Source organism: Anaerococcus nagyae (assembly GCF_040364225.1).
GTDB lineage: Bacteria > Bacillota > Clostridia > Tissierellales > Peptoniphilaceae > Anaerococcus > Anaerococcus nagyae.
In genome coordinates, this window is the sequence record NZ_AP031484.1 from 385,873 (window position 1) to 404,588 (window position 18,716).

General features: G+C 31.4%; 18 protein-coding genes and 1 other annotated feature. Of the genes, 14 read left to right on the forward strand and 4 right to left on the reverse strand.

Annotated features, from left to right (window positions below; all coding sequences use genetic code 11):
• Window positions 1–97 precede the first annotated feature (97 nt).
• The 10 genes from ABXG81_RS01745 (at window position 98) to ABXG81_RS01790 (ending at window position 10,190) form a co-directional block, all read left to right on the forward strand.
• Window positions 98–598 (forward strand): GNAT family N-acetyltransferase, encoded by a 501-nt coding sequence (locus ABXG81_RS01745; protein WP_353528975.1) that lies wholly within the window; start codon window positions 98–100, stop codon window positions 596–598.
• On the forward strand, window positions 595–3,150 hold the full coding sequence (locus ABXG81_RS01750; protein WP_353528976.1) for an ATP-dependent DNA helicase: 2,556 nt from the start codon (window positions 595–597) through the stop codon (window positions 3,148–3,150). Before ABXG81_RS01745 ends, ABXG81_RS01750 begins: the two co-directional genes overlap by 4 nt.
• A 40-nt stretch (window positions 3,151–3,190) precedes the next feature.
• Window positions 3,191–3,523: a PadR family transcriptional regulator gene (locus ABXG81_RS01755; RefSeq protein ID WP_181965134.1), complete on the forward strand. Its 333-nt coding sequence runs from the start codon at window positions 3,191–3,193 to the stop codon at window positions 3,521–3,523.
• A complete protein-coding gene (locus tag ABXG81_RS01760; protein WP_209814122.1) occupies window positions 3,510–4,208 on the forward strand; it encodes a 16S rRNA pseudouridine(516) synthase in 699 nt (232 codons plus the stop codon). Before ABXG81_RS01755 ends, ABXG81_RS01760 begins: the two co-directional genes overlap by 14 nt.
• A 23-nt stretch (window positions 4,209–4,231) precedes the next feature.
• Window positions 4,232–4,828, forward strand: a complete 597-nt coding sequence (locus ABXG81_RS01765; RefSeq protein WP_353528977.1) for a sugar transferase — start codon at window positions 4,232–4,234, stop codon at window positions 4,826–4,828.
• A 130-nt stretch (window positions 4,829–4,958) separates the two neighbouring features.
• Entirely contained in the window at window positions 4,959–5,528 is a 570-nt protein-coding gene (locus ABXG81_RS01770) for a glycerol-3-phosphate responsive antiterminator (RefSeq protein WP_209814118.1), read from the forward strand.
• 13 nt (window positions 5,529–5,541) lie between these two features.
• Window positions 5,542–7,044, forward strand: a complete 1,503-nt coding sequence (gene glpK, locus ABXG81_RS01775) for a glycerol kinase GlpK (protein ID WP_209814116.1) — start codon at window positions 5,542–5,544, stop codon at window positions 7,042–7,044.
• 96 nt (window positions 7,045–7,140) lie between these two features.
• Window positions 7,141–8,568 (forward strand): NAD(P)/FAD-dependent oxidoreductase, encoded by a 1,428-nt coding sequence (locus tag ABXG81_RS01780; RefSeq protein ID WP_353528978.1) that lies wholly within the window; start codon window positions 7,141–7,143, stop codon window positions 8,566–8,568.
• Window positions 8,569–8,577: 9 nt separating this feature from the next.
• Window positions 8,578–9,837: an NAD(P)/FAD-dependent oxidoreductase gene (locus ABXG81_RS01785; RefSeq protein ID WP_117521813.1), complete on the forward strand. Its 1,260-nt coding sequence runs from the start codon at window positions 8,578–8,580 to the stop codon at window positions 9,835–9,837.
• On the forward strand, window positions 9,834–10,190 hold the full coding sequence (locus ABXG81_RS01790) for a DUF1667 domain-containing protein (RefSeq protein ID WP_117521812.1): 357 nt from the start codon (window positions 9,834–9,836) through the stop codon (window positions 10,188–10,190). The genes ABXG81_RS01785 and ABXG81_RS01790 overlap by 4 nt, the downstream gene beginning before the upstream one ends.
• Before the next feature lie 81 nt (window positions 10,191–10,271).
• Here ABXG81_RS01790 and murJ read toward each other — a convergent pair whose 3' ends face one another.
• From murJ to ABXG81_RS01810, 4 genes are read right to left on the reverse strand one after another with little or no spacing between them, the layout of a single operon-like run.
• Window positions 10,272–11,774 carry a murein biosynthesis integral membrane protein MurJ gene (gene murJ / locus ABXG81_RS01795; RefSeq protein WP_316122049.1) on the reverse strand — a complete coding sequence of 501 codons (1,503 nt, stop codon included), beginning with the start codon at window positions 11,772–11,774 and terminating at the stop codon, window positions 10,272–10,274.
• Window positions 11,771–12,283 (reverse strand): hypothetical protein, encoded by a 513-nt coding sequence (locus tag ABXG81_RS01800; protein ID WP_209814112.1) that lies wholly within the window; start codon window positions 12,281–12,283, stop codon window positions 11,771–11,773. Before ABXG81_RS01800 ends, murJ begins: the two co-directional genes overlap by 4 nt.
• A gap of 8 nt (window positions 12,284–12,291) precedes the next feature.
• Window positions 12,292–13,026: an amino acid ABC transporter ATP-binding protein gene (locus ABXG81_RS01805; RefSeq protein ID WP_353528979.1), complete on the reverse strand. Its 735-nt coding sequence runs from the start codon at window positions 13,024–13,026 to the stop codon at window positions 12,292–12,294.
• Entirely contained in the window at window positions 13,013–14,605 is a 1,593-nt protein-coding gene (locus tag ABXG81_RS01810) for an ABC transporter substrate-binding protein/permease (protein ID WP_353528980.1), read from the reverse strand. The genes ABXG81_RS01805 and ABXG81_RS01810 overlap by 14 nt, the downstream gene beginning before the upstream one ends.
• 68 nt (window positions 14,606–14,673) lie before the next feature.
• Window positions 14,674–14,904: a binding site (T-box leader), on the reverse strand.
• Between the two features lie 67 nt (window positions 14,905–14,971).
• Here ABXG81_RS01810 and ABXG81_RS01815 point away from each other — a divergent pair.
• The 4 genes from ABXG81_RS01815 to ABXG81_RS01830 all read left to right on the forward strand — a co-directional run bounded on the left by ABXG81_RS01815 (window position 14,972) and on the right by ABXG81_RS01830 (window position 18,505).
• A complete protein-coding gene (locus ABXG81_RS01815) occupies window positions 14,972–15,469 on the forward strand; it encodes a transcription repressor NadR (RefSeq protein ID WP_316122046.1) in 498 nt (165 codons plus the stop codon).
• Window positions 15,470–15,591: 122 nt separating this feature from the next.
• Entirely contained in the window at window positions 15,592–16,611 is a 1,020-nt protein-coding gene (locus tag ABXG81_RS01820; RefSeq protein ID WP_209814107.1) for a PTS sugar transporter subunit IIC, read from the forward strand.
• Window positions 16,612–16,738: 127 nt separating this feature from the next.
• Window positions 16,739–17,527, forward strand: a complete 789-nt coding sequence (locus ABXG81_RS01825) for an Mrp/NBP35 family ATP-binding protein (protein WP_353528981.1) — start codon at window positions 16,739–16,741, stop codon at window positions 17,525–17,527.
• Window positions 17,528–17,536: 9 nt separating this feature from the next.
• Window positions 17,537–18,505: a DUF1002 domain-containing protein gene (locus ABXG81_RS01830; RefSeq protein ID WP_117521804.1), complete on the forward strand. Its 969-nt coding sequence runs from the start codon at window positions 17,537–17,539 to the stop codon at window positions 18,503–18,505.
• Window positions 18,506–18,716 lie beyond the last annotated feature (211 nt).

Below are 18,716 nucleotides of genomic sequence, written 5' to 3' on the forward strand. Positions count from 1 at the left end.
TATAACACCTCTTTAAATTCTAATTATTTATCGTCTATGTTAAATTTTACCCGAATTTTCACAAATTACTTAAAAACAATAATGGTATAATACTTTTATGAGAAAAGCAAATTTTAAAGATTTAGAAAAAGTATCAGAAATATTAGAAAAAGCTAAGAAATCATTAAAAAATGATGGCGTTGATCAGTGGCAAAATGGTACACCTAATTTGTCATTATTAGGTCAACAAGTTTCAAGAAATAATTCTTACGTATATGAGAAAGATGGAGAAATTTTAGCCTATGCTTATCTTAGCCCTGACTACGATCCTACTTATGCCAGTGTACGAAAAGCTATGAAAGGCGATGATTCCATTACAATCCATACATTTTGTGTAGATAAAAACAAAGCTAGAAAGGGAATAGGAAGCCTATTTTTTGAGCAAATAAAAGATTTTGCAATAAAGAATGGTAAGGATTCACTTAGGATTGATACTCATAAGGATAATTTTAGGATGAGAGGGCTTATAAAAAAGCTTGGGTTTTCATATATAGGAATTATCTATATAAATGATAATGGTAGACCTATGCCGAGATATGCCTATGAACTCTTGTTATGATTAATAAAGCCCAAAAGAAAGTAATAGAAGATGCTAAAACTCCAGCTGCAATTATCGCAGGACCAGGAACAGGTAAGACTTTTACAATTGTAAAAAAAGTTGTGGATTTGGTAAAAAATGAGTATATTCCAGCTAATAGAATCCTAATTACCACATTTACTAAAAAAGCAGCTGCAGAACTTAATAGTCGAATACTATCAGAATTTACAAAAGAAAATATAAATACGGACCTAAAAGATCTGAAAATAGGAAATTTCCATTCTTTAGCAAATATTTATATAGACCAATATAAGAAGCTTAATAATAACTTCTTTAAGGCTGAGGTAATCGATTCTTATACAGAAGGATATTTATTGGAAAGAAACTTATATCGTTTTGAACAAATAAATGGTTTTAAGGAAAGCTTTAGTGGCAATAGAGTTCGCCTTATACAAGAAGTTTTTGAAGATATTACTAATAATCTAATAGACATCAATTCATTAAAAATTTCAAATAATCCAAAGGATAGGCTAGCATATGAAGTTTATATAAATCATCTAGAGATATTAAGAGAAAATAATTTGATAAATTTTCAATTGATTTTAAAAAACTTTTATGATTTACTAAGCGATTCTCAAATTGGAGAAGAGATTAGAAACTCTATTGATTTTGTTATAATTGATGAATATCAGGATACAAACTTTATTCAACAAGAGATAGCCTTTAAGCTGATAAAAGATAAAAATATTATGGTTTTTGGAGATGATGATCAGTCCTTATATAGCTTTAGGGGAGCAGATCCTAAAAATCTCTTGGATTTTGGTAAAGTTTGTAAATACAAACTAGGAGTAGATGCTAATTTTTATAGCTTAGATATAAATTATCGCTCTAATCAATCTATAATTGATATAGCAAAGTCATGGATGGATGTTGAGGAATTTGATAATAAGGTGCTAAATTCTTTTAAAGATAACAAGAATGAGAATTCGGTTGTTAGGGCCAGAGCTGATAATTTTGAAAACCTATATAAAATTATAAAACTTTTAAATAGAGATATTGACTTAAACCAGATAGGTTTTCTTTTTCCTACCCTTAATAGCTATTATCCTAAAAGTTTGCAAGCATTTTTAGAATCAAAGGGGCTTGCTGTCTTAAATATGGGATCAAGTAATTTTTTTGAAAGATATGAAATAAGAATTCTTATGTATATTTTTGTAAGGGTATTTACTTCTTATCCTAGTAATTTAGAGGATAATCCTTATCTAAGCTATGAGCAAAAAAAGAAGTTGGAATATAGACAGTATTTAGCATCGTTATTTGATGATCAAACTATAAAATCTAAGGAAATGGATAAGTTAGTATCTTATTTTAGAAACGAAAAAGATATTGGTTTAACTGAGATTTTGTATAAGTCCTTTAGTTTAAAAATTTTAAAAGAAATTCTTGATAAAAAACTGGGAAGTATAGAAAATGATAGAGCTCTTAATAATATAGGAATTTTTTCAAGAAAATTAAGTGAGTACGAGCAAATTTTTGATAAAAATGATTCTGATTATTATTTTGAATTTATTTATGGTTATATATTTTATTTTTACAAGACAAATTCTATAAGAGAATTTGAAGCCTTGAATCAATCATATGAAGCTATAAACTTTATGACTATTCATAATTCTAAAGGGTTAGAATTTGATGTGGTATTTGTATCTGGTCTTAATGATTATCCTAGGGGAGATCATCCTAGACTACTTGAGTATTACTCTTATAAAGAAAATGATAATAAAAGGCCGATTAAAGATTTTTATAGAAAATATTATACTGCATTTACTAGGGCTAAGAATTTGCTAGTTTTATTGGATAATTCTAGAGATTATAGATTAGAAAATTTTTCGAAAAAGCTTAATGATAGTTCAATTCTTTCAACTATTGATTTTAAAAGGCATGAAGAAAAAAGAAATAAGCAAATTTTGGCTTATACTACAGATATAGAAATATATAATGCATGTCCACTTAAATATAAGTTTTTAAGAAGGTTGTCCTATAGTTTACCTAAAACTAAAAACTTAATTTATGGTAGTAGAGTTCATGAGCTAAGTGAATATATTTCAAAATATCCTAGCGATTCTAATATAGAACCTTTTTTAAAGAATAATTTAAAATATAAAAATGTTATTTTAAATTTTATCAAGAAAGATTTCAAGGTGATAGACACAGAGTCAAATTACAAGTTAGATAGGGATTTTTATATACTCCAAGGAAATATTGACATTATCTTAGAAGACAATTCTATTATGGATATAAAAACAGGATCATTTGATGATTTAACTTTAAAAAAATATAAAAATCAGCTGGTAACTTATAAGTATCTTATGGAGCTTAATAAGGAAAAAACTAATAATTTATATCTTTATTTTATAGAAAAAGACGAGTTAATTAAAGTAGAAGATTTAAATTTTGATATAAGTGTTATTGATGGGATAGCAAAAAATATTTTAAACGAGAATATATATGGTAAAACATCGGATACAAGTGAGTGTAAGTTTTGCCCTATGAAATATTATTGTGATAGGTATTGATTATTGTCTACTATGTTATACAATATAGAAAGGTGATAATATGATAGAATCTCAAATGCTAAAAGGGGTAATAGATGGGGTAATTCTCCATATTATAAAAAATAATGAAACTTACGGCTATGAAATAGTAGAAGAGCTAAAGCACAATGGCTTCTATACTATGACAGAGGGTACAGTATATCCAATTTTGCAAAGACTTACAAAAAAAGGTTATATATTGGGAGGCTATAAAAAGTCGGAGATAGGTCCACGCCGTAAGTATTACTATATAACAGCTAAAGGTAGTAAGTATCTAGAAGATTTCTATGAATCTTATAAGGAACTTAACCAAGCTGTATACAAAGTGATAGGGGGAATAGATGAGAGTAGATAAGATGATTGGAAATGCTAACCTTGATACAAGAAGAAATATCAAGCGTAATGCAAAAAAAGGAGCTCTAGTTATTAATGGGGATATTGTCAAAGATACATCAACCCAAGTTGATCCTAATGTAGATGAAGTTTTTTATATGGGGGAATTTGTAGAATATTTTGAAAATATCTATATAATGATGAATAAACCACAAGGTTACATATCTTCAACTTATGATGTTGATCCCACTGTAGTTGATATTTTGGATGATTTTTATAAAACACTTGACTTATCTATAGCAGGCAGGCTAGATAAAGATACTAGAGGATTATTAATTTTATCAACAGATGGAAATTTTATACATAAGATTACAAGTCCTAATTCAAATATTGAAAAGACATATGAGGTAGAGACTAGGGATTTAATAGATGAGTCTTTAGTAGAAGAATTTTTACAAGGTGTTTACATAGCAGAAGATGATTATCAAGCTCGTCCAGCTAAACTTAAGATAATAGATGATAAAAAAGCCATAGTAAAAGTTACTGAGGGAAAGTTTCATTTAGTAAAAAGACTTTTTTCAAATTTAGGAAATGAAGTAGTAGAGCTTAAGAGAATCGCAATAGGGGAACTTAGACTGGATCCATTCCTAAATGAAGGCGATTATAGAGAATTAAACGAAAAAGAACTTGCTTTGTTTACGAATTGACTAAATGAGGGCAAGGAGGTTATATGTATCAAAATTTAATAAAACCATTATTAGACTTTTTATTAAGTTTAATACTTATAGTAATCCTTAGCCCATTATTTTTGATAATAGCTATTATATCAAAAATATATGAACCGAAAGGAACTGTGTTATTTAAACAAGAAAGAGCAGGCAGGTATAACAAGCCTTTCTTATGCTATAAGTTTAGATCTATGAAAATGTCGGCTCCCAAAAACGCTTCCACATGGGAGCTAGATAATCCAGATGCTTACATAACTCCTTTAGGAAAGTTTTTAAGAAAGACAAGTCTTGATGAAATCCCACAGTTAATTAATATTCTTAAAGGTGATATGAGTTTTGTCGGGCCAAGACCTGTAATTTTAAAGGAAAAAGAATTGTTAGATTTAAGAGCTGCTAATAATGCTTACTCAGCAAAACCAGGTATTACTGGACTCTCACAAATATCTGGTAGAGATAATTTATCTCCAAAAGATAAGGCTTATACAGATGGTTTATATGCTAGTCAATTAACTTTTATAAATGATTTGAAAATATTTTTAAAAACAATCCCAAAAGTTTTAAGTGGAGATGGTGTAACAGAAGGTAAGCAAAATTTCTAGTAAAATATTTAGGAAAAGATTTGCAAAACTATAAAATTTATGATAAAGTGTATATATAATAATATGAGTGATGAGAAACGAGCCAATTGAATATGAATGGGCTCGTTTTGTCCTTTTAAATGGAGGTTTTATGACTAGGGAAAGTATTTTCGAGGAGCTTTATAGTAATCCAGTGATTATGGCAATAAAAAATAATAAAGATCTTAGAAAATGCTTGGAATGCGATAATAAAATTGTCTTTGTACTTTATGGCAATATTGAAACTATACCAATTATAGTAAAAAAACTTAAGGATAGGGATAAGATTGTTATAGTCCATGAAGATCTTATAGAAGGTCTTTCAAGCTCTTCGTTTGCTGCAAGTTTTATAAAAAAATATACTGAAGCTGATGGGATTATTTCTACTAAGGCTTCTAATGTAGTTTATGCAAGAAAACTTGGACTTTTCGCAGTTTTAAGATTTTTTGTTATTGACAGTATGAGTTTTGAAAATATGAAACAAACTATAAAAGATGTTAACTGTGATATAATCGAGATACTTCCTGGAATATTACCTAATCAAATTAAGGATATAAAAAAAAGAACTAATATACCAATAGTTGCTGGCGGATTAATTTCTACAAAGAAGGAAGTTATGGATGCCTTAAATTCAGAAGCTATTGCAATCTCATCATCCAATTATAATGTATGGCTTATGTAGGAGGAAGGATATTATGAGTAAATACATCATGGCCTTAGATGCTGGTACAACCAGTAACAGAGCAATCATTTTTGACAAAGAAGGACAAATTATTTCAGTTGCACAAAAAGAATTCACCCAGTATTTCCCAAAAGCTGGATGGGTAGAACATGATGCTACAGAAATCTGGTCAACTCAACTTGGAGTTTGTACTGAAGCTTTAGCTAAGAAAAATATTGATGCAAGTGATATTGCTGCAATTGGTATTACTAACCAACGTGAAACTACTATAGTTTGGGATAAAAAAACAGGTGCTCCTGTATATAATGCAATCGTTTGGCAATGTCGCCGTACCGCTGATATGGCTGATAAGCTCGTAGAAGATGGTTATGGCAAAATGATAAAAGAAAAAACTGGTCTTGTAGTTGACCCATATTTCTCAGCTACAAAAATCAGATGGATTCTAGATAATATTGAAAATGGTCAACAAAGAGCTGAAAATGGTGAATTATTATTTGGTACAGTTGATACATGGTTAGTATACAATTTAACTCGTGGTAAAGTTCATGTAACAGACTATACAAACGCTTCTAGAACCATGCTTTATAATATAAACACTTTAGAATGGGATGATGAACTTTGTGAAATGCTTAATATTCCAAAATGTATGCTTCCAGAAGTAAAACCATCATCTTGTGTATACGGTGAAACAAATGAAAAATTATTTGGTTCTCCAATTAAGATTGCAGGTATGGCAGGTGACCAACAATGTGCTTTGTTTGGTCAAACATGCTTTAACCCAGGTGAAGCTAAAAATACCTACGGTACAGGTGCTTTCCTACTTATGAATACTGGCGAAGAAGCAGTTTCATCACAAAATGGTCTAATTACAACGATTGCGTGGGGACTTGAAGAAGGCAAAGTAAATTACGCTCTTGAAGGTTCAATCTTTGTTGCAGGTTCTGCGATACAATGGTTAAGAGACGAACTTAGAATAGTAGATGCTTCTGATGATACAGAATATATGGCTACAAAAGTTGATGATACAGATGGATGCTATGTGGTGCCAGCATTTACAGGGCTAGGTGCTCCATATTGGGATCCATATGCTAGAGGAGCTATAGTAGGTATTACTAGAGGAACTAGCAAGTATCATATAGTAAGAGCTACACTTGAATCCCTTGCATATCTAACAAATGATGTTTTAGCAGCAATGAGTATTGATTCGGGTAATGATCTAAAAGAGCTTAAGGTTGACGGGGGAGCCAGTGCAAATAATTTCCTAATGCAATTTCAAGCTGATATGATTCAGACAACAGTAGAAAGACCAGCTACACTTGAAACTACAGCTTTAGGAGCAGCTTATCTAGCAGGTCTAGCAGTAGGTTATTTCAAGGGTCTTGATGAAATCAAAGAAAATCGTAAAATTGATAAAGTATTTAAGCCAGAAATTTCTAAAGAAGAAAGAGATAAAAAAGATTATAATTGGCAAAAAGCGATTTCTAGATCAGTAGACTGGGCTAAGGATTTAAAGTAGAATAGTAATTGAGAAAGAGTTTAAGGATTTTCTAGGACTCTTTTGCCCAAAAGAGCCATATGCTGGCTCTTTTTTAGTACATATAAGGAGAAGAATATGAAAGATGTTGTAATAATAGGAGCAGGTGTAACAGGCACATCTGTAGCTTACAATTTATCAAAATACAAGGGAGATTTCCTTGTAGTAGAAAAGCATGCTGATGTTTGCGAAGAGACATCAAAAGCAAACTCTGCTATTTGCCACGGTGGCTATGATGCTGAGCCAGGTAGTATGAAAGCGAAAATGAATGTTGAAGGTAACCACATGATGAGAGAGTTAGCAGATGAGCTATCTTTTCCATACAAGCAAATAGGAACCTTAGTTTTATGCCATGATGAAAAAGACTTCCCAAATTTACAAAAACTATATGATCAAGGTATAGAAAATGGTGTTGGTGGCATGAAAATAATTTATAACGAAGAAATTCGTGAATTAGAACCTCATGTTGAAGAAAACGTATATGCTGCTTTATACTGTGAAGAAGCTGGTATAGTAGATCCATTTTTAATGAACATAGCTTATACTGAAGGATCAAATATAAATGGTGTTGAATATAAATTAAATGCAGAAATTAAAGATATAGTTGAAAAAGAAGATCACTATGTGTTAATTACTGCTGATGGTGAAGAAATAGAAACAAAGGCAGTTGTAAATGCAGCAGGTTTATATTCTGATCAAATCCATGATATGGTATTTGATGATAATAAGTTTGAAATCAGAGCACGTCGTGGAGAATATTTACTCCTTGATAAAGCAACAAAAGGATATGTAAATCATGTCTTATTTAACCTACCTACAGAAAAAGGTAAAGGTATACTTGTAACTCCTACAATTGATGATAATACTTTGATAGGACCTACATCAGACTTTGTTGATGATAAAGCAGACTTAGTAACAACTAGAGAGGCTATAGAAGAAGTAATTGATAAAGTAAATGATACAGTAGATAATGTTCCTGTTCGTCAAGTAATCACCTCTTTTTCAGGAAACAGAGCTCATGAATCAAACGGAGACTTTATCTTAGAGGAAAGTAAAAAAGGATTTTTTGATTGTGTAGGTATAGAATCTCCAGGACTTACATCAGCACCTGCTATTGGTAAGTATATGGCAGATCTTATCAAAGACTCCCTAGAATTAGAAGAAAAATCTGATTTTAAGCCAGGTAGAAAAGCTATTCCAAAAACAAGTGAGATGACAAGGGAAGAGCATAATGAGCTTATTAAAGAAAATCCATTATATGGCAAGATTATTTGTAGATGTGAAAAAGTAACCGAAGGCGAAATTGTAGATGCCATCCATGCACCTGTTGGAGCAAGAACAGTAGATGGAATCAAGAGACGTTGTCGAGCTACAGCGGGTAGATGCCAAGGTGGTTTCTGCTTACCATCAATTATTGAGATCTTGTCTAGAGAACTTGGCGTTAGTGAAGAAGAGATAACTAAAAAAGGTAAAGACTCTTTCTATATTGAAAAGAGAGCAAAGTAGGGGGAAGAAATGAAAGACTATGATTTAGTAATAATTGGTGGAGGTCCAGCAGGACTTTCAGCAGCAGTAAAAGCCTACGATGAAGGAATCAAAAATATCCTTGTGGTAGAACGTGATAATAGATTAGGTGGTATATTAAATCAATGTATCCATAACGGGTTTGGGTTACAAAGATTCAAAGAGGAGTTAACAGGTCCTGAATACGCACATAGATTTATTGATGAAGCTCAAAAAAGAGATATAGATATAATGATGAATACCATCGTAATGGATCTTCACGAAGATAAAACAGTTTTATTAATGAATGAAGAACGTGGAATGTTTGAAGTAAAACCAAAAGCAATAATTCTAGCTATGGGTTGTAGAGAAAGACCAAGAGGAGCGCTAAATACTCCAGGAAGTCGTCCAGCTGGTGTTTATAGTGCAGGTACAGCTCAAAAATTAGTAAATCTTGAAGGATATCTACCAGGAAAGAAAGTAGTTATATTAGGATCTGGAGATATAGGACTTATCATGGCAAGACGTATGACTCTAGAAGGCGCAGAAGTAGAATGTGTAGCAGAACTTATGCCATTTTCAGGTGGTCTAAAGAGAAATATAGTTCAATGCTTACACGACTATGATATTCCACTTTATTATTCAACAACAATTTCAGGCATTAAAGGAACTGATAGAGTAGAAGGAGTTTATCTATCAAAAGTAGATGAAAACTTAAGAGTAATTGAAGGAACAGAAAAATTTGTAGAATGTGATACAGTTCTTCTTTCAGTTGGCCTTCTACCAGAAAACGAACTTACTAAAGAGGCAAATATTAAACTAGATCCAAGAACAAAGGGAGCTTATGTATCAGATAAGCTAATGACAAATGTAGATGGCATATTTGCAGCAGGAAATGTTTTACACGTTCATGATTTAGTAGACTTTGTATCGGAAGAAAGTGAACTTGCAGCAGTTAATGCAGCAAACTATATAAAAGGTGAATTCAAAGAAACATCAGAGCATACAATTGATCTAGAAGCAGGAAATGGCATATCATACACACTTCCTCAATTTATAGATTATGAAAATATGGATGAATCAATAATAGTTAAATTTAGAGTGAACAACGTATACCCATCTAGAAAAATTTGTGTATATACAGATGATAAATGCATAGTTGAGCGTAAAAAAAGAGTTCTAGCTCCAGGTGAAATGGAACTACTCAGACTTAAAAAAGAAGATATAGATCCAGAAACTAAAAAAATCACTATTAAATTGGAGGAAGTATGAAAAAACAATTCACATGTATCAATTGCCCATTAGGTTGTCAAGTAGTAGTAACCATGGATGGGGAAGAGATAACAGATATATCAGGAAATAACTGTAAACGTGGAGAAAATTACGTAAGAGATGAAGTAAAGGATCCAAAGAGGATGGTATGTTCAACAGTTAAAATTTCTGGAAGTAATGCTTACAGTGTTCCAGTAAAAACAGAAACTGCTATTCCAAAAGGATTAATATTTGAATGTATGAAAGAAATCAATAATACTGAGATTAAAACCCCAGTGCATATAGGTGATGTAGTAATTGATAACGTCCTAGATACAGGAGTAAATGTAATTGCTACAGATGAGAGAGCATAGACTTTCCTATAATTTTTCCTAAGATAGAAATACCCCAAAATCGTACTTTAGATTTTGGGGATTTTTTAATGGATAAAGTTCTTATGATTTTTTCTTTTTTAGCTTAAAGGCAGATGCTATTTCATCAAGCTCATCGACTTTTAGTAAATATACGATAAGAAGATAAATCAGTCCTGTAAGGGCAATAGTAACTAATAACCATAAATTAGATGGTCTTAATTTGTAGAAGTAGTTTGCAAATGCTCCGATTATAGCTCCAGCTAATAATATTTTCATTAAATTTTTAAAAATATATCCTATATTTAAGCTTCCATAGCTTTTATTATAGATTATAAAGGCTATCACTATCGGAGCTACTTGGCTAATTGTTGTAGCAAGGGCTAACCCAACCAATCCATAAGCTTTAGAAAGAGTATAATCGAGGATTATATTTATACCTAACTGAACAAATGATATTATAGTTGGTACTTTTGTATTTTGGTGACTAAAAAATGATAGGTAAAGTACATCTACTATAGCAGGACCTATTAAATAAAGTGTGTAGTAAAATAATACATCACTTGTCATAATCATATCCTGATATGAAAAAGCACCTCGATAGTATACAAATGATATTATTGGCCTTGATAGGACCATCATACCTATAATTGATGGGACAAATAGTATAAGTATTTTAACCATTGTTTTACTTGTAACTTCCTTCATTCCCTTTATATCACCTTCTGCTACAAGTTTGCCTATAATTGGATATGCAGTAACTTGGAAAGGCACTATAAATGTAGAACTTATTATTCTTATAATCTTCAGTGCATAATTTAGTATAGAAACTCCACCATCGCTTGCAACTAAAGAAGCAAATGATTGATCTACAATAGTTGATATATAGACTGCTGCCATAGAAAATGTAGTAGGCAGGGATAAAAGAACAATTTTTTTGATGTTTTCATCATATACGAATTTTACTTTTCCTCTTTTAAACCCTACTTTTTTAATAGCTTTTGGAAATACTACAAACTGGACAAGGTAGGCCAAAAATATACCGATTGCTATAATACTTACATTGGACTTAGATATAACTATTGTTATAGATAGTATTACATTTAGGATTAGAAAAGGTAATGCTGGTGTAAGAAAGTCTCCCTTAACTTGTAAATAAGCAGATAAAATAGCAGCGTATATATTTGGATATATGGTAATCATTATGGCACGCATAAATAAAGTTGCTATTTTTAATTTTTCTCCACTATAGCCTGCTGCAAAGAGCTTAACAATTGATGGAGCAAATATCAACCCTACAATCATTATTAACGTTGACAAAAAAAGGGAAAAGTTCAATAAGTTATTTGTAAATTTATCTCCAGATTTTTCCCCCTCTTTTTTTATTATTTCCTCGTAAGTTGGTATATAGGTTTTGCTTAGTGCATAAGTTATTACTGAAAATATGAGGGTAGCAGCTGTAGTTGAGGTATTAAAGGCATCTGTTATAGGGCCTGTACCATATACATAAGAAAATATCATTTCTCTACCAAAAGCAAAAAGTTTACCTATTAGATTTAAAATTATTAATAAAAGTGTATTATTCATGATTTTTTATAAGCGTAGCCTAGCAAGAAATTATCTATTGATTCTATTTCTAGGCTTATAAGTTTTTCTATTGGTATTTCGAATGTATCAAATATTTTGGCATTTGATGTATTTATTGCATCTATATTGACAATATCGTCATTATAGTCCTTTACAAAACCAGTTATAGAATCATAATAATTAAAACTTGTCGCAAGTCTTATGATTTTCTTATGATCTTTGGCATATTTTATTAGATCTATAAAGTCAGGTTTAGAAGAGTATATCTCGTTATCGCTATCACCTATAGAGATATTGCCCCAAAAACCCATATAGGTTTCAATTTTTTTAAGATATTCGCTATTCTTTTCAATACCGTCAATTGTATTTTTATCAAACAATAAATAACCATCAAATTTACCTTGATCATCTACAAGGTGGGTGAATAATCTATCATCACTTTGATAGATTACATAACCTACAGCAAATGAATCATTGTCTGATGAATATATTTCTACTAAATCTTTCATTTAAACTCCTATTTATTTAAGAAACGTGAAAGAAATTCGCGTGTTCTTTTATGGTGTGGATTTTCAAAAATTTCTTCTGGAGAACCATCTTCAAGGATTATACCTTTGTCCATGAATAATACCCTAGTTGATACATCTCTAGCAAAGTCCATTTCATGAGTTACTACGATCATAGTGATACCTGTTTTAGCAAGATTAGCCATAACATCTAGGACTTCTCCGACCATTTCTGGGTCTAGAGCACTTGTAGGCTCATCAAATAATAGAACTTTGGGATTCATACAAAGGGCGCGAGCTATAGCGACTCTCTGCTTTTGACCACCTGATAATTGATCTGGCATTGCATGGAAGAATTTATCCATACCAACATCTGTTAGATATTCCATAGCTAAGTCTTTAGCTTCTTTCTTGTTTTTGTGTAGAACAAGTTCTTGTCCAAGGGTACAATTTTCTAAAACATCTTTATTATCAAAAAGGTTGAAGTTTTGAAAAACCATGCCCACTTCTGAGCGATAATGTCTTTCATCAAAACTATTATCTAAAATGTTTTTTTCATCATATAGGATCTGACCGCTTGTTGGTGTTTCTAAGAGATTTAGGCAACGAAGTAGGGTAGATTTACCAGAACCCGATGAACCAATTATTGACACTACTTCGTTCTTTTCTACTCTAAAATTTATATCTTTAAGTACTAAATTATCTCCAAAGTTTTTTTCTAGATTTTTAACTTCAATTATTGGCATGTTTTACTCCTGTACTAGATTCATGGATAAAGTCACGTCCATTCATATTGCGTTCAACTAATAATAGTATTCTTGTTATTACAAAAGTTAATACAAAATAGATTATTGCTGTTATGAGATAAGTTGGGAAGAATTGATAGGTAGATCCTGCAACTGACTTACTCATAAAGAATAATTCTGTAACTGATATTACATTAAGTACTGATGTATCTTTGATATTTATTACAAATTCATTACCGAGTGATGGTAGGATAGTTTTTACAGCTTGAGGAATGATTACATTTTTCATTGTTTGCCAGTGAGTCATTCCCAAAGCCTTACAGGCTTCAAATTGCCCTTTATCTATAGAATTGATTCCACCACGCACTACTTCTGATAGATAAGCGCCTGTATTTATTGAAACTATTAGTATGGCTGCAAACATAGTTGATAGGTCTATATTAAAGTATTGCTTTAGTCCATAAAAAATTATTACAGCTTGTACCATCATAGGTGTGCCGCGAAAAATTTCTATGTAAGCTCCTAGGACAAAGTTGATGATTTTATAAAGGACATAACCGATAGGATTTTTTATTTTGTTAACTTGTATTTTTCTAATAACTGCTACCAATAGACCAATCAAAAATCCTAAAGTAGTAGAAACTATAGCTATAAATAATGTATTTAATATACCTTTAATAAATAGTGAGGAATATCTTTGCCATATAGATTTCATCTCTGCTCCAAAGCTTTGCTCACTAGTAGGATTTTCATCTTTATCTACTTCGCTTGTTAAGTCAACCATTTTATCCATTATGTCTTTTTTTTCTGATTCTGGGATAGTATTTAAAGCTTTGTTAATTTTTTCGGTAAGTTCTGAACCTTTTTTTACCCCTACGGCTACAGAAGTGTAGGTTTTATCTATTGTGAACCCATCTTTATCTTTGAAACTTAAAAATACTAAATTAGGGTTTGATTTAACAGCGCTAGCTGCGCCAGATTCTTCAGAAAGATAACCATCTATTGTACCTGCATTTGTTGCAGTAATCATAGTTGGAAAAGAGTCTAGAGCTTGTTGCTTTTTCGCTCCATCCATTTGATCTATCAAATCATAGTGGAATGTTCCAAGTTGGGCTGTGATCTTTGCATCCTTAAAATCATGTATACTCTTTGCTTTTTCATATGAAGACCCCTTTTTAACAACTACTCCAACTTCTGCATTGTAATAACTATTTGTAAAATCTATTTGTTCTTTACGTTCAGGGGTAGGACTCATACCTGCTACTATAGCATCGATTTTACCGCTGGTAAGAGCTGGTATTAATCCATACCAATCTATCTTATAAATCTCTAGCTTCATTCCGAGTTTATCAGCAAGTTCCTTTGCTATGGCTACATCATAGCCATTGGCATACTCACCATTTGAATTAGCAATTGGGATAGCTCCATTTTTATCATCTACTTCTGAAAAATTAAATGGAGCATAATTTACTTCCATACCAACTCTTAATACTGGATCTTGGTTACTTGCGTAGCTGACACCTGAAAATGCAAATAAAATTAAGATCAGATTCAATAATGTTCTTTTTATTCTTTTCATAATAATTCCTTTCATAAAATTTGGATTAGTTTATTTTAAGCAAAAAAAATACACGTGCTTCTAATCCGCTATGGGACGAATGCCGTGTTACCACCCAAATTCATGCACTTTTCACAAAGCACATCTCAATAAGTACCATCATACTCGTTTGCTATAACGGGCAAACCCGTCTTTAGATCAATTACTATCCCCAAAGAAACTCAAAGGCTTTTTTCACATATATTCCAAATATCCCTTCGCACCAAACAGGGACTCTCTTTATTTTTCCTATAAGCTACTCTTCTTATCAATGTCATTTTTCATATAATACAAGATTTTTTTATAAAAGTCAAGAGAGGATGGTATACTTATTTAAAGAGGGAAAATATGAAATTAAGTAATAGACAAGAAGAAATTATTAAATTATTACAAAAAGCGTCAAAACCTATAAGTGGGGAAGCTTTAGGCAAACACTTTTTTGTATCTAGACAAATAATCGTAAAAGACATAGGAGTACTTAAAGCCTTTGGTATAAATATAATCTCTACAAATAAGGGATATAAAATTGGCGATAGTAAAAATATAATTAGGATTATAGAGTCAAGCCATGAAGATAAAGATATAAAAGACGAGTTAAATACTATAGTTGATAATGGGGGAGTAATAATAGATGTATTTATAAATCATCCAGTATATGGAATTATAAAAAAAGACCTAGACATCCATTCCAGAAATGGCGTAAATAATTTCGTAAAAAGTATGGACGAATCTACTCCGCTAAAAAACCTAACCTTAAACAATCATTTTCACACCATAAGTGCTGAAAGTATAGAAGTTATAGAAAAAATAGAAAAAGCTCTTAAAGCTAAGGGATATTTGAAATAAGAAATAGCTAATATTTTAATTAATTTATTGCATAGAATTAGTTAGTAAATTAAATACTTGTCTGTGTATACAACGGGAAATATTTGTGGTATACTAGTTTCATCAAATTGTAAGGGGATTTTATGAGAAAATATTTAGATGAACAAGGTATTAGTCTTTCTCCTAAGGTATATTTTATAGATGCTCTAGGAGCAATGGCTTTTGGACTATTTGCTTCTCTTCTAGTAGGAACTATTTTAAATTCTATAGGAAATATTTTTGCTATAAGCTTTTTTACGGAAAGGATTTGGCCTCTAGTTGGGAAGGCTACAGGTGCGGCTATTGCTGTTTCTATAGCTTATGCACTTAATGCTCCTAATTTAGTTTTATTTGCATCAACAATAGTTGGTCTTGGTGCCTATGAGCTAGGTGGGCCAGTCGGAGTTTACATCGCTACTATTTTTGCAACGGAATTTGGTAAGTTAGTTTCAAAGAGAACAAAGCTTGATATAATAATTACACCAACTGTTACAATTCTTATAGGAGTTTTTCTAGGAGATTTTATAGGTCCAGGCGTGGCAAGTTTTATGACTTGGATTGGAAATGTTATAATGCATGCTACAGAACTTCAGCCATTTTTAATGGGTATTGTAGTTTCTACTTTAGTAGGAGTGGCATTGACTCTTCCAATATCTTCAGCTGCAATTTGCATGATGCTAGGTTTATCGGGACTTGCTGGAGGAGCAGCTACAGTAGGATGTTGCGCACAAATGGTTGGTTTTGCAGTTGTATCCTATAAGGATAATGGAATAGAAGGTTTACTTGCCCAAGGGCTTGGAACTAGCATGTTTCAAGTACCTAATATAATAAAAAACCCATGGATATGGTTACCAGCAACTCTTTCTGGAGCGATAATTGGTCCAATTGCAACAGTAGGTTTTAAGATGGAGAATTCACCTTTAGGATCTGGTATGGGAACAAGCGGTTTAGTAGGACAAATTTCTACTCTAGAAACTTTAGGGTCAAGTAGGGGAATAGGTGCAGTTTTATTACAAATTCTAGTCTTACAAATAATCCTTCCAGCTATTTTATCTTTTATAATTTATAAGATAATGTATAAAAAAGACCTTATAAAAGATGGAGATATGAAGATCGAATTTTAATATTTTTATTATAACTAATAATTTACTGTAAATACTTTAATGGAAATTTAATGAAAGTTGAATATAATTAATAAAAAGAAGAGCATTTTTAATAATGCTTTTTTCTTTTCAAATAAAGGAGTTTATGATGGAAGAAAAAAAAAGAAATTTCGATCAATTTAAGGTTAATCTTCATGAAGGTTCTAGAGTTGGTCATGTTATAGCAGTTATGAGTGGTAAAGGTGGTGTTGGTAAGTCATCTGTAACTAGTATGATTGCTAATAAATTAAATAAAAAAGGTTACAAAGTAGCTATATTTGATGCTGATATTACAGGACCATCTATACCACAAGCTTTTGGTATAGACGAAAGTGTAAGAGGTACTAAAGAAGGACTTATGTACCCAGGTCTATCTCGTGATGGAATAGAAGTTATTTCAGTTAATATGATTCTACCAAATAAGACGGATCCAGTAGTGTGGAGATCATCCATAGTAACTGGGGTAATCAAGCAGTTCTATTCGGATGTAGATTGGGGAGAGATTGATTATATGCTCATAGACATGCCTCCAGGAACAAGTGATATACCACTTACAGTATTCCAATCTTTACCAATAGATGGAATAGTGGCGGTAGCAACACCACAAGATTTAGTTGGAATGGTTGTAGAAAAATCACTTAAGATGGCTCGTATGATGGGTAAAAAAGTAATAGGAATAGTAGAGAATATGTCATATTTTAAATGCCCAGATTGTGGAAGCGAGCATAAGATATTTGGCGATAGTCACGTTGATGAAGTTGCAGAAAATCATAATATTGATACCATAGCAAAACTACCAATAAATCCAGAAATATCTTCAAAAATTGATAGTGGTCTAATTGAAGATATTAATCCAGCAGAATTAAATCCAATCATAGAAAAAATTGAAAGTTTATAGGAGTGGTTTATGAAAAAAAGATTGTTGACACTAGTTTGTGTCTTAAGTATTTTACTGCCATCGATTTCCTTTGCAAAAAGTGCTGATTCAAATAAAAACGATGTAGTTTATGGAGCGGCTTTAAGTGAAGAACAAATTAATCAAATGAATGATGCTTTTGGTGTAGAGAAGAATGATTCAAATATAAATTATAGTAGGGCTTCGGGAAGTGACTTACAAAAATATTTAGGATATTATACTGATAATAGCAATATGATTTCATCAGTATATATTAAAAAATTGCCAGAAAAATCTGGAATCAAAGTTAATATTGTAACTCCAACAAATATTACATCTATCACTCAAGGACAATATACAAATGCTGCCATAACAGCAGGTATTAGTGATGCAGAAATCTATGTAGCAAGTCCAAAACCGGTTACAGGAGAGTCAGCATTAGTTGGAGTATATGTTGCTATGGATTTAAGTGGAGAAAAAGTAGATCCAGAACGCGCAAAAGTTGCTCAAGATGAATTGGAAGCTGTAAATGAAATATCTAAAGAAAATGAAGGAAAAGATAATTTCAAACCTGAGGATCTAGATAAGGTTGTTATAGAAGTTAAGCAAAAGTTAGCTGATCATAAAGAAGAAACAGGACAAGCGGCTGATGCTAATCAAATCGGTATCTATATACAAGATGCATTAAAAGATGTAAATCTCCAAAACGTTCTAAGTGATAATAATATAAACATACTTATAAATTACTTTGATAAATATCAAAATTCCTCTGCTATAGATAGTGAAGAAGTAAGAGAAAATCTTATGAAATTCGGCAATGAACTTGCTGATAATGCAAATAAATTTTATAACGATAATAAAGAATCAATTGATAATATAGCAAAAGAAGCTCAAGATAGTGGCTTACTTGATTCATTACTTAACTTCTTTAAGTCAATAGCAAATTCGTTTGTAAATATTTTTTCTGGAAATAATGATTAGATAAATAAAACTAGTTAGGATATTAGCTTATCTCAGCTAGTTTTTTATGCTTTGAAAAAAATAACAAAACAAATTTAGATCTAGCCAGGATATTTTAGAAATATCGATGTACTTAAGAGATCTCTCTACTTTAGTCGGGTTGGTATATTATTTGTACTTATTTTATAATCAAAGTACATAAAATTTCTATCTATTCGTCTGAAGCAAAGTA